This is a genomic window from Pseudomonas sp. Mb7 (assembly GCF_054790525.1).
Window position 1 is genome coordinate 5,867,604 of record NZ_CP186501.1, and the last position, 11,968, is coordinate 5,879,571.

9 protein-coding genes are annotated in these 11,968 nt (G+C 58.4%); 6 read left to right on the forward strand and 3 right to left on the reverse strand.

Translation table 11 applies throughout. From position 1 onward, the window contains the following. The first annotated feature begins 226 nt into the window (after window positions 1-226). Window positions 227-1,240, forward strand: a complete 1,014-nt coding sequence (locus ACOYXH_RS26525; protein WP_095047062.1) for an ABC transporter substrate-binding protein — start codon at window positions 227-229, stop codon at window positions 1,238-1,240. Window positions 1,241-1,357: 117 nt separating this feature from the next. Here the strand turns inward: ACOYXH_RS26525 and ACOYXH_RS26530 are convergent, their stop codons facing one another. Further along, window positions 1,358-2,278 carry a LysR family transcriptional regulator gene (locus ACOYXH_RS26530; RefSeq protein WP_093440454.1) on the reverse strand — a complete coding sequence of 307 codons (921 nt, stop codon included), beginning with the start codon at window positions 2,276-2,278 and terminating at the stop codon, window positions 1,358-1,360. A gap of 183 nt (window positions 2,279-2,461) precedes the next feature. On the opposite strand from ACOYXH_RS26530, the gene ACOYXH_RS26535 reads away from it, so the two are divergent. Further along, on the forward strand, window positions 2,462-3,370 hold the full coding sequence (locus ACOYXH_RS26535) for a TauD/TfdA dioxygenase family protein (RefSeq protein ID WP_095047063.1): 909 nt from the start codon (window positions 2,462-2,464) through the stop codon (window positions 3,368-3,370). 211 nt (window positions 3,371-3,581) lie between these two features. Here ACOYXH_RS26535 and ACOYXH_RS26540 read toward each other — a convergent pair whose 3' ends face one another. Both ACOYXH_RS26540 and ACOYXH_RS26545 read right to left on the reverse strand, forming a co-directional pair. Beyond that, entirely contained in the window at window positions 3,582-5,198 is a 1,617-nt protein-coding gene (locus ACOYXH_RS26540; RefSeq protein WP_095047064.1) for an alkaline phosphatase family protein, read from the reverse strand. Between the two features lie 215 nt (window positions 5,199-5,413). Continuing rightward, a complete protein-coding gene (locus ACOYXH_RS26545; RefSeq protein ID WP_258709071.1) occupies window positions 5,414-6,358 on the reverse strand; it encodes a LysR family transcriptional regulator in 945 nt (314 codons plus the stop codon). A 165-nt stretch (window positions 6,359-6,523) separates the two neighbouring features. On the opposite strand from ACOYXH_RS26545, the gene ACOYXH_RS26550 reads away from it, so the two are divergent. The 4 genes from ACOYXH_RS26550 to ACOYXH_RS26565 all read left to right on the forward strand — a co-directional run bounded on the left by ACOYXH_RS26550 (window position 6,524) and on the right by ACOYXH_RS26565 (window position 11,954). Next, window positions 6,524-8,884: a TonB-dependent receptor gene (locus ACOYXH_RS26550; RefSeq protein WP_460410054.1), complete on the forward strand. Its 2,361-nt coding sequence runs from the start codon at window positions 6,524-6,526 to the stop codon at window positions 8,882-8,884. 23 nt (window positions 8,885-8,907) lie between these two features. After that, window positions 8,908-10,251, forward strand: coding sequence for an aryl-sulfate sulfotransferase (locus tag ACOYXH_RS26555; protein ID WP_460410055.1), 1,344 nt, complete (start codon window positions 8,908-8,910; stop codon window positions 10,249-10,251). Between the two features lie 189 nt (window positions 10,252-10,440). After that, a complete protein-coding gene (locus tag ACOYXH_RS26560; protein ID WP_034151843.1) occupies window positions 10,441-10,767 on the forward strand; it encodes a hypothetical protein in 327 nt (108 codons plus the stop codon). Between the two features lie 377 nt (window positions 10,768-11,144). Then, window positions 11,145-11,954 carry an energy transducer TonB gene (locus ACOYXH_RS26565; RefSeq protein ID WP_449123108.1) on the forward strand — a complete coding sequence of 270 codons (810 nt, stop codon included), beginning with the start codon at window positions 11,145-11,147 and terminating at the stop codon, window positions 11,952-11,954. Window positions 11,955-11,968: the final 14 nt, after the last annotated feature.

Here is an 11,968-nt window from a genome sequence, read left to right on the forward strand (position 1 = left end):
TTGTTTTTAGAGATAAGCAGCGCCATTTAAGGCCTCCAGCCCACACGCATCCAATGCATTCGAAGAATATTTTCGATGCTGTTAATGCATACGCCGCTGCGAGCCCCGGCGCTGCTCGCTTAGCGCTAAAAGCTATAAAAATGTGCATTTATAGTATTTAAGCGTAGGTAGTCATTCGGCCTACTTTCGGCTCCTCAACGCCCGTCGTGATCAAGGAGCAGCACCCATGAACCTCCCCTTCAAACGTGTTTTCAGTCTGTTTGCCGTTCCTGCTCTGGTGGGCCTGCTGGCGTTTACCGCGCATGCCGACGAACTCAAGGAAATCAGAATCGCCGTGCCCGACCTGAGCGCGGGGACTCAACACAGTGGCGGCGGTGTGGTCGACGTGCTGCGTGATCAGCAGATCTTCGAAAAGGCCTTTGCCGATCAGGGCATCAAGATTCAGTGGAGTTTCTTCAAAGGTGCGGGACCGGTGATCAATGAGGCGTTTGCCAACGGTCAGGTTGATCTGGCGTATCTCGGCGATCTGGCGGCAATCATCGGCAAGTCCAATGGCCTGGATACTCGCTTGCTCAGCGCCAGTGCGCGTGGGGTGAAGCAGTATTTGGGGGTGGTACCGGGTTCGGGGATCAAGACTTTGCAGGATCTCAAGGGCAAGCGCGTGGCGATCTTCCGTGGCACCGCGACGCAGTTGTCGTTTGATGCGGCGCTGGCAAGCCAGGGCCTGAGCGAGAAGGATCTGAAAGTCATCAATCTGGATTTCAATGCAGCGGTCGCGGCGTTGGCAGCCAAGCAGATCGATGCGTCATGGGGCAGCTCCGGGTTGACCGCATTGCAGGCCAAGGGGCTGGCCGAGTTGCCGCTGAACACTAAGGATCTCGGTGGCGCAGGCAGCGTGCAGTCGGTATTGGTCGGCACGGGCAAGTTTGTCGACGCGCACCCGGAGGCGGTGGCCAAGTTGCTCAAGGCGCAACAGCAGGCCGTGGAGTGGCTGACGCAGGACGGCAACAAGGCCGCTTACGTGCAACTGGTCTCGGGTTTGGCCAGCTATCCGCCGGTGATCCTGACCCAGGATCTGCAGGATCAGAGGTTGAGCGAAGTGTTCCCGTCGACGCTGGATCCGGTGTTCCTTGGCAGCCTGCAGGACAAAGTGGATCTGGCGGCGCAGCAGAAGCTGATTCGCAAGCCGTTCAAGGTGAATGATTGGGTGGCGCCTGAGCTGGCAGCGGCCAAGCTCTAACGTACACCGATCGTTCCCACGCTCTGCGTGGGAACGCATCAATGGACGCTCTGCGTCCACTTTGGGACGCGGAGCGTCCCGGGCTGCATTCCCACGCAGAGCGTGGGAACGATCCCCTTAAACAGCGACGCTGATTTCCTGCCGATCCACCGCCACCAATGTCTCGATCATCGCCCGTGCCGCCGGCGACAGGCGAAACCCGGTACGACTGACAATCCCGCAACGCGCATTCATGCTCTCCAGGTTCTGCGGCAAATTACGCCAGTGCAGCAACACCAGCGAACCCTTGGCAATGTCCTCGACAAACGCCTCTTCCGTACCGACGCCAATCGCATTCGATTGCAGCACCACCTTCACCAGCGCCGGAAAATGCTCGGTCTCGATGGTCGGGGAAAAATCGATGCGGCCGCTGAGGTTCGCCAATAATTTGCGAATCCCCGGCGGGATCAGCGTGGTCGCCAGCGGATAGTCGAACATGTCGTTGGTCGACAGGCTTTCCTTGGCCAGCAACGGGTGTCCCGGGCGGCAGAAAAATACCCCGCGTTTGGGTGTCAGTGCCTGGGTCTGGAAGTTCGGATCGGACTCGAAATGGCGAATGTCGGCGATAAAGAATTCGATCTCTTCACGGCTCAACGCGCGGCTGAGTTTTTCCCAGTTATCCACCTGAAAACAGGTGCGCACTTTCGGGTGCGCGTTGATGAATTGCGCCACGGCGTCCGGCACCAGTTTCACTGCTGGCGCCGGGCCGCAACCGAAGTGCACTTCACCGGCATCGAGCTTGGTCATCTGCGTCACTTCGGCACTGAGCAGCGCCGCGCCTTGCACCAAGCTCAGGGCGTGTTGCAGCACCACTTGGCCCTCGGGTGTAGGGCGCAAATCCTTGTTGCCGCGATCCACCAGCACGCAGCCGAACTCCTGCTCGAGCCCTTGAATACTGCGGCTGAACGCCGGTTGAGTGATGCCCATCGCGTCGGCCGCGCGGACAAAACTGCGGTGTTCGTTGAGGGCGATGAAGTAACGCAACTGGCGAAGATCCATATGCTTTTCCGGCATCCTAAAAATAGCTCGAAGGCATTTGCGACGAGGGTTGCTAGAGGTTTTAAATGCAAGCTCTTATTCCGTCAACGAAGCATGTGAATATCTATTAGATGTAAATGGAATATAGATAGAGCGTTGTTTCGCTGCCGTTAAAAACCGTAAGCAGTCGATGAGGGTCTACCCATGAGCAATGCCGCACTCGCAGTAAAACCCGCTGTCCACGCGCTGGAGATTCATCCGGTCGCCGGTCGTATCGGCGCCGAGATCCGTGGCGTGCACCTGTCCGGTGAGCTGGGCGCCGCCACCGTCGAAGCCATTCAACAGGCGCTGGTTCAGTACAAAGTCGTGTTCTTCCGTGAGCAGACCCAACTCGATGATCAGCGTCAGGAAGCCTTCGCCCATTTGCTCGGCGAGCCGGTGGCGCACCCTACCGTGCCGTCGCGCGAAGGCACGCGTTATCTGCTGGAGCTGGACGGTGCCGAGGGCCAGCGCGCCAACTCCTGGCACACCGACGTGACTTTCGTCGACGCCTACCCGAAAGCCTCGATCCTGCGCTCGGTCGTCGCGCCGGCATTCGGCGGCGACACCCTGTGGGCCAACACCGCGACGGCGTACAACGGCTTGCCGACCGAACTGCGTGAACTGGCCGACAAACTGGTCGCCGTGCACAGCAACGAATATGACTACGCCAGCGCCAAGCCGGACGTCTCGGCGGAGAAGCTTGAGCGCTATCGCAAGGTCTTCACGTCGACCGTTTACGAGACTGAGCATCCGGTGGTGCGCGTGCACCCGATCAGCGGTGAGAAGAGCTTGCTGCTGGGGCATTTCGTCAAACGCATCAAGGGTTACTCGCAAGCGGATTCGGCGCATCTGTTCGGGCTGTTGCAGAGCCATGTGATTCGCCAGGAAAACATCGTGCGCTGGCGCTGGAAGGCCGGTGATGTGGCGATCTGGGATAACCGCTCGACGCAGCATTATGCGATTGATGATTACGGCACGCAGGATCGGGTGGTGCGTCGGGTGACGTTGAAGGGTGAAGTGCCGGTGGGCGCGAATGGGCAGCGTAGCCAGACCATCAAGGGTCGTGATTAAAGATCAAAAGCCCCTCATCGGAACGCCGCCCGCCCAGCCCTCTCCCCGAGGGAGAGGGAGCCGACCGAGTTGTCTCGCGTTATGCATCGACCTGAAAGACCCTATCGATTATGGATTCGATGAAGCTGGATCAGGTCGGTGTACCTCTGAAATATCCCCCATTCAGTCCCCTCTCCCTCTGGGAGAGGGTTAGGGTGAGGGGCTCTTCCCGCTACCAGACACCAATCTGAACAACCTTCTCCGACTCCGGCTCACCATAACGAAACCGCTGCCCGCGCAAATCAATTTCCTGATGACTGATGGTCGTGCGCCGCTTCAACCCCCGCACCCACTCAAACAAATACCCTGCATGCTCCTCGCGCACCGCCGCATACGCCGGATCCTCGCCCAAATCCCGCAACTCCTGCGGATCATTCAACAGATCAAACAGCTGCGGCCGAAAGCCGTCGTACGCCAGGTATTTCCAGCGCTCGCTGCGCACCATGGTCATCCGGCAACGATCGATCGGCTGGCCCAGACGCTCCCGCGCCGGCGCCTGGAAGGCATAGTCGTATTCGCTGATTGCATAGCGGCGCCAGTGCGGATTTTCGCCGTGCAGAAGCGGGATTAACGAACGCCCTTCAAGCCGATGCTCCGCCCCCGGCAATCCCAGTGCTTCAAGAAAGGTCGGCAATGCATCGATGGTTTCCGCCAGTCGATCTTCCACCGTGCCGCGCGTGACATCCGCCGCCGCCCGAGGATCACGCACGATCAACGGCACGCCCACCGCCTGCTCCAGCAAAAACTCCTTCTCGCCCAACCAGTGATCACCGAGAAAGTCGCCGTGATCGCTGGTGAACACGATCAATGTGTCATCCCAGCGACCGTTGCTCTGCAAAAAGTCGAACAGCCGTCCGAGTTGATCATCCACCTGCTTGATCAGACCCATGTACGTAGGGATTACAGTCAATCGTACTGAATCGCGGGAAAAGTTGAGGCTTTCCTCATGCTGGCGAAAGGCAGTGTATACGGGGTGTTTGCTGGCTTCGGAGGGTGTCGCGCGGATCGCTTCGAGAATCGATTTCGTACTGTACAAGGCGTGGTACGGCGCTGGTACGATGTAGGGCCAGTGCGGTTTGATATAGGAAAGGTGTAAACACCACGATTTCTCGCCTTGCTCGGTGATGAAGTCGATGGCTCGATTTGTAGTGTAGACAGTCTCTGAGTGTTGCTCGGGAATTCGTGCTGGCAAATTCGAATGACGCATTTGCCAGCCGCTGAGGATTTCACCGTGCTCGCCTTCGGCGGCGTTGGCCCAGTCGTGCCAGGGGTTTTTGCCGTCGAAACCCTGCTCGCGCAGGTAATGGGTGTAGGGCGCGGATTCGCGTTTGTCGTCGAACAGCGGGTCGTCGGGGTAGATGCCGTCGTGGCGCATGTAAGGTTCGAAACCGACTTCGTTGAGGATTTCGGCCTGTTCGCTTTCGGGATTGATTGCCAGGCGTTGCAAGGCATCGACATTCGCCGTGGCGTGGGTCTTGCCGACCAGCGCAGTACGAATGCCGTGCGGGCGCAGGTAATCGCCGATGGTCAGTTCTTCCAGCGGCAACGGCACGGCGTTCCACGCCACTTGATGGCTGCTGACATAGCGTCCGGTGTAGGCCGACATCCGCGACGGGCCGCAAATCGTGCCTTGGGTGTAGGCGCGGCTGAAACGCACGCCGGCAGCGGCGAGGCGATCGATATTCGGTGTGTGCAGATGCGGATGGCCGTAGCAGGACAGGTAATCGCGGCGCAGTTGATCGCACATGATGTACAGCACGTTGTGCACGGTGTTTGGCGGGGTGGGCATGGGGTTCACCGGTCAATGGGACAGGCGAGGGTTTTCGCTTTCGGTGGGGGTGTTCGGCAAGTGCATTTGGGGAATGGGTTTTATGCAGGAAATGCATCGGCGCCTGCACTGCCGCTATCGCTGGCAAGCCAGCTCCCACAAGTATTAGGGGTGTTCACATGGTTTGTGCTCGGCGCGAATCATGTGGGAGCTGGCTTGCCAGCGATAGCGCTGGATCAGACAGCGAGATTCTGCAGCGAGCAAACCTCCTCATCCTGCTGATCAATCTCTTTTATCTGCTCGATCATTGCCTCGGCCAACGGCGACAACCGATACCCCGCGCGGCTGACAATCCCATAGCGGGTGTACAACTCCTCAAGATCATCCGCCAACCCTTCAATGCGCAAACACACCAACTCTCCCTTGGCTTGATGCAGCGCATCGGAATATGCCCCGACAATCCCGATCGCATCCGAGCGCAGCACCACACTGAGCAGACTCGAACTGTTTTCACATTCGACATTCGGGGTGAAATCCGGCCGCCCACTGAGGTCAACGATGACCTTGCGCAAGTTCGGCGGGCGAATGCTCACAGCCAGCGGATAGCTCATCAATTGCTCGGCGCTGACCTTATCGAAACCCGCCAGCGGATGCCCCGCACGGCAACAGAAATGCCATTTACGCGGCCGCAAGCGGTGCGTCAGATAATCCGGATCCGCCTCGAAGTAGCGTGTGTCCGCGACAAAGAACTCGAACTCCTCGCTCATCAGTCGCTTGCTCAGGCTCTGCCAGTCATCGACCTGAAACTGCACCCGCGCTTTCGGATAGCGGCCGATGAAGCTGCCAATCGCCCGAGGGATCAAACCCGCCGCTGGCGCCGGCCCACAACCGAAGCGTAATTCCCCCGCCTCCAGCCCATTGAACTGACTGATCTCGTTGGCCATCTGCTGCGCGCCACTGACCAGTCGCCGCGCGTGTTCGAGCAATACCTGGCCCTGTTTGGTCGGCGGCAATTCCTTGCGTCCGCGATCGACCAACTGACAGCCAACGCCGTGCTCGAGTGCCTGAATGCTGCGGCTGAACGCCGACTGCGACAGGTTCACCGCCTGCGCGCCAGCCACAAAGCTGCGTTGTTCAGCCAGGGCGATGAAGTGACGAAGTTGACGCAAGTCGATATGCATTTTTCACATAAAAAATATCCGGGAAATGCATTGGATATGCATTAGGTCGACTCCTTATAAAGGCAATCTCTTATGCAGTAAATATCTGTAAATACATAAATAAATAACTTAAAAGAATATGCAGCGCTAAAGATGTCTGTGTGTTTTTTGACCAGGAGCCGCGCCATGAGTCCGTTGAACCTTGCGTCACCCCTAACGCCACGACGGCTCAAACGCCTGCCTCTGGCCCTGTTGCTGGCAGGGAGCGCGAGCTGGACTCACGGTTACGCCGCCGACTCCGAAACCCCGGCGCCGGTGCCGGCCGGCAAGCCTGCCGCCAACAGTTCGCAACTGGAAACCGTGACCGTCACCACCCGCCGCCGCGAAGAAAGCTCGCAAGATGTACCAACGCCAATGAGCGTGGTCAGCGGGCAGAATCTGGAGACGCAGCGGGTCTACCGGATTCAGGATTTGCAGCAACTGGTGCCCAGCGTCAACGTCGCCTACATGCACGCACGGCAGTCCAGCGTATCGATCCGCGGCCTCGGTAATAACCCGGCCAGCGATGGCCTGGAAGGCAGCGTTGGCCTGTACATCGACAACGTCTATCTGGGCCGCCCGGGGATGGCGGTGTTTGACCTGATGGATATCGAACAGCTCGAAGTCTTGCGTGGGCCGCAGGGCACGTTGTTCGGCAAAAACACCACCGCCGGGGTGATCAACATCAGCACCCGCGCGCCAACCTTCACCCCTGAGCGCAGCATCGAAACCTCGGTCGGCGAGGACGGTTATTTCCAGACCAAGGGCACCATTTCCGGCCCGCTCAACGATCAATTGGCTGGGCGTTTTTCGGCCTATCGCACACGCAGTGACGGTGATATCAAAAACGAATACGACGGCCATGATTTGAATGGCGGCTCGCGCGAGGGCTTCCGCGCGCAACTGCTGTTCAAGCCCAATGAAGATTTCAATCTGCGCTGGATCGGTGACTACAACGAGGAGGATTCCAGCGCCGGCACCCGCGTGCTCTACAACACCGGGCCGACCATCAATGGCGTCAATCTCTATCAGTCGCGCGCCAACGCGGCCGGCGCAACATTGGTCAACGGCTCACACCGCAAGGTCAATCTGGACAACGACCAGCACGTTACCGTGCATCAGGGTGGCACGTCGGTGGAAGCCAACTGGACGCTTCCGAGCGACTTCACGCTGACTTCGATCAGCTCCTATCGCTTCTGGAATTTCACTCCGCGCAACGACGACGGCCTCAACGTGCCGGCGAGCTACAACGCCGGGGTGTCGGTGGAGGACAAACAGTACTCGCAGGAATTTCGCCTGGCCTCGCCCAAGGGTGAGTTCTTCGATTACGTCGTAGGCGCGTACTACTTCGGCTCGGATCTGGACAATAAATCCTTCGCCCATTACGGCCCGCAAGCCGATATCTGGAATGGTACGGCGCCCGGTGCGCTGGCCAACGTCACCAGTGTCGGCAACGGCCATATCAAGACCGACAGTTTTGCATTGTTCGCCCAAGGCACCTGGCACCTCACCGAACGGCTGGATTTCACTGCCGGGGTGCGTGGCACTTATGAAGAGAAATCCGCTTGGGTCACGCGCGATGCGCCGATTGGTGGCGCTGCCGTAACGGGCGCTGCGGCCACGGCGCGACGCGGTCGTGCCGGCGCTTACGATTCCGGCGACTTGAATCAGTACAGCTCCAGTCCCTCCGGGCTGCTCAATCTCAGCTACCGGATCACCGACGATGTGCTCGGCTACGCCACGTTATCCCACGGCGAGAAATCCGGCGGGGTCAACCTCGCCGTCGGTTCCGCTCCGGTAGCGGGTGCCGATTCGCTGCTGATCGGCACCGAACGCGCGAACAACGCCGAACTCGGCTTCAAGAGCACGCTGTGGGACCACCGTCTGCAACTCAACGCCAACGTCTTCTGGACTCAGGTCAACGCTTACCAGACCAACGCCTACGACGCGGAAAATCGCGTGCAGTACCTGACTAACGCCGGTTCCGTGCGCTCGCGCGGGGTCGAGTTCGAAAGCACGGTGATCCCGCTGCGCGGCCTGACCCTGAACATCAATGGCTCCTACAACGACGTCAGCTACCTCTCGTACAAAGATGCCCCGTGCCCGCCGGAAGTCAGCCAGGCGCCGGGTGCTCCAGCGTCTTGCGACCTCAGCGGCCATCAAGTGGTCGGCGCCTCGAAATGGATCGGCAACGCCAACGGCGAATACAAATGGAATCTGGATAACGGCTTCGAACCTTACGTCACCGCGAGCTACGCGTTTCGCTCGAAAGCCGTCGGTACCGTCGAGGATTCCGACTACGGACAGATCCCGAGTTACGCCGTGGTCAACTTTTCCACCGGCCTGCGCGGCGATTTCAATCAGGGCCAGTGGGACGTGTCCCTGTGGTTGAAAAACGCTTTCGACAAAACCTACTACACGACCCTGTGGACGGGCGGCAACGGCGGCTATGAAGGCCTGCTCGGCACACCGCGCACCCTCGGCGTCACCGGTCGCTACGACTTCTGATTCGTCACTCAAGGAGCTGCATCATGTTGCGTATCAAAACGGCTTTGCCGGTGTTGCTGTCCGGCGCAGTGCTCAGTGCCGGCGCCTTCGCCGCACCGAGTGTTTACCCGACCGGCGTGACCCGTTATGACCCGAACAAGGCCTTCAATCAGTACGTGATTTTCAGCGGCGCGGACAAACAGACGCACCTGATCGACATGAACGGCAACGAGGTGAAAACCTGGCCACAGGCAGGTTTTCCGTCGGCGATCATCGACCCAAAACTGGTTGGCGGTGAGCGCGGCCATGTGCTGCTGCAATTGAGTGAAAAGGATCCCGGCAAACTCGGTTCGGCCGGCAATGGTCTGGGCAATCAGAGCGTTGGCGAGCTGGACTGGAATGGCAAAGTCGTCTGGCAGTGGGGCGACAAGGCGCCCGGTGGCGCCGCGCAACAGCATCATGATCAGCGCCGTTTGAGCAACGGCAACACCGTGGTGCTGGCGAACAAGGTGCACAAGGTCAAAGGCTTCAAAGTGCCCGAGGTGATCGATGATGCGATCTATGAAGTCAGCCCCGACGGTGCGGTGAAATGGCAGTGGCTGGCCTCGGAGCATCTCAATGAATTCGGCTTCACCGCCGAGCAGTTGAAGCTGGTGCGCGCCAGTGAAAATCCGGACTACCTGCATATCAACAACCTCAGCCTGGTCGGGCCGAACAAGTGGTTCGATTCCGGTGACAAGCGCTTCAATCCGGACAACCTGCTGATCGATTCACGCAACGCCAACTTCATCGCGATCATCGATAAAAACAGCGGCAAAGTGGTCTGGCGTCTTGGCCCGAATTTGCCGCTGATCAACCCGAAAACCGCGCAGAAACTGCCGCGTCCGGTGGATCAGTTTGTCGGTCAGCATGATGCCCACATCATTCCGGCCGGATTGCCTGGCGCGGGCAATTTGCTGGTATTCGATAACCAGGGGGCGGCGGGTTATCCGAACGTCACCCTCGGGCTGATTTCCGGTTCGCGCGTATTGGAAATCGATCCGCTGAAAAACCAGATCGTCTGGCAGTACAGCGCGGCGAATTCGAAGCAGCCGGGGTGGGCGTTCTACAGCTCGTTCATCAGCAGCGCGCGGCGTTTGCCCAATGGCAACACGTTGATCGACGAAGGCATGAACGGACGTTTTTTCCAGGTGACGGCCAACGGTGAAAACGTCTGGGAGTACGTCAGCCCCTATCTCGGCAAAGCGCCGGGCAGCGACGCGATCAGCAACTGGGTGTATCGGGCGCTGCCTGTGAGTTATGACTGGGTGCCAACGGACACACCACGCTCCGAGACCGCCGTTAATGCGCCAGTTATCGGTGTGCAGCAAACCAATGCCAGCCGTTAGTTGAATTGGAATTAATGCTCGATCGAACGGCGATAAGTTATGAGCGGGTTGAATAGTGCTTATTGCAATTTCGTTAGTAGCTCGCGTGGACAATAATTGAATGTGCAACCATTCTGACTGTCGTGAGTTTCCAGGAGGAAACTTGCTCTCATCGGAAGACACTTATCCAACGATAAAGGAAATCTCGTTATGTCGAGCATTAATGGCAATTATGTAAACGCTAACGCTGGCGCCAAACTGACGATTACCGATGGCAACGATTCCAACGGCACCTTCAGCGGTAAATTCAGTCAGAACGGCGTGAATTACGACATTGCTTACGGGCACTACCATTTCCAGAACAGCACCGGGCAGCCTACGATCATCACGTTCACGGCTCTGAATGACGGCACTGGTTATCAGTCCTGGACATTGTTCTCGCCGGATCACAATTATTCAAAAGTTCGTGCGGTTGGTTCGCGCACAAACTTTGATGGTGATGTTGTTGGCGTGGCAGGGGAGTTCGTCAAGCAATAAAAGCTGATTGAACAAAAAGGCCGGCGCACGAAAGTGCCCGGCCTTTTTTTGTTTTTAGAAAATAATAATCAACTATCTACTTGGTATTAGTCGTCCTGCAAAACCGGGTCAGGTGAATTTGATGCGTTGCATGAATACTTTTAATGCCTGAAAAGCATGCATTTTTTCATGCATCGCTGCAGCCCGCGTAGCACGCGGCTTTGGCGGAATTGATCATTTTTCATATTCCATAAAGGCCTATGCATAACGTTAAAGATTACTTTCGGAGATAAGCGCCAAGCCCAATGATTCATCCATCGATTCGCCGTGGGGGATTCAACAAACGGTTGATCGGCAGTTTTTGTAGAGAACGCAAAAAGACCGCAGGGAGTGAATCAATGGGCAATGTCCAGACCGCCGCCAGCGCAGAGGAATTGCTGTGGCGTCAGACGCCGGGTGGCGAGTTGGTCGATCTCGGCCGGCCGCATCGTGTGCCGTTGGGACAGCTGCGTTTGCAGCGTGCGCCCAAAGGTATTTTGAGTCGGCGCGAAATCCTTCTGCTCGGCGTGCTCGCATTGGTGGTGCATGGCGCGGTGATCTACTGGATCAGCCAGAAGCCGACGCCGGTGCTGCCGATCGTGCCGCCGGAAATTCCGCCGATGACTATCGAATTCTCGCGCCCGGCACCACCAGCACCACCGGTTGTCGAGCTGCCCCCACCTGCGCCTGTGGTTGAGCCACCGCCGCCGGTAGAAGACGAACTGGCGGTAAAACCACCGCCGCCAAAACCCGTTTCGAAACCCAAACCGGTGATTAAACAGGCCCCCAAGCCAGCGCCGAAAGCCGTCGAGCAACCACCCGCGCCGCCACAACCGGCAGCCCCGGTTGCAGCGCCAGCGCCACCTGCTCCCCCCGCGCCGGCACCGGTAACCCCGGCCTCAGCGAACGCCGCATACCTGAAAAACCCGGCACCGGAATACCCGTCGCTGGCTCAGCGTCGCGGTTGGGAAGGCACGGTGTTGCTGCGTGTGCATGTGTTGGCCAGCGGCAAACCGGGTGAGATCCAGATAGCCAAAAGCAGTGGCCGGCAACAGCTCGACGACGCGGCGCTGAACGCCGTCAAACGTTGGAGTTTCGTCCCGGCCAAGCAGGGTGATGTCGCCCAGGACGGCTGGGTCAGCGTGCCCATCGATTTCAAGATTCATTAAACCGAAACCAAATT

Excerpts from the sequence above, each read along its gene's own strand:
- ACOYXH_RS26525 (WP_095047062.1), top strand. The coding sequence starts at position 227 with ATGAACCTCCCCTTCAAACGTGTTTTCAGTCTGTTTGCCGTTCCTGCT.
- ACOYXH_RS26565 (WP_449123108.1), top strand. The coding sequence starts at position 11,145 with ATGGGCAATGTCCAGACCGCCGCCAGCGCAGAGGAATTGCTGTGGCGT.
- ACOYXH_RS26530 (WP_093440454.1), bottom strand. The coding sequence starts at position 2,278 with ATGGATCTTCGCCAGTTGCGTTACTTCATCGCCCTCAACGAACACCGC.
- ACOYXH_RS26560 (WP_034151843.1), top strand. The coding sequence starts at position 10,441 with ATGTCGAGCATTAATGGCAATTATGTAAACGCTAACGCTGGCGCCAAA.
- ACOYXH_RS26550 (WP_460410054.1), top strand. The coding sequence starts at position 6,524 with ATGAGTCCGTTGAACCTTGCGTCACCCCTAACGCCACGACGGCTCAAA.
- ACOYXH_RS26540 (WP_095047064.1), bottom strand. The coding sequence starts at position 5,198 with ATGCCCACCCCGCCAAACACCGTGCACAACGTGCTGTACATCATGTGC.
- ACOYXH_RS26545 (WP_258709071.1), bottom strand. The coding sequence starts at position 6,358 with ATGCATATCGACTTGCGTCAACTTCGTCACTTCATCGCCCTGGCTGAA.
- ACOYXH_RS26555 (WP_460410055.1), top strand. The coding sequence starts at position 8,908 with ATGTTGCGTATCAAAACGGCTTTGCCGGTGTTGCTGTCCGGCGCAGTG.
- ACOYXH_RS26535 (WP_095047063.1), top strand. The coding sequence starts at position 2,462 with ATGAGCAATGCCGCACTCGCAGTAAAACCCGCTGTCCACGCGCTGGAG.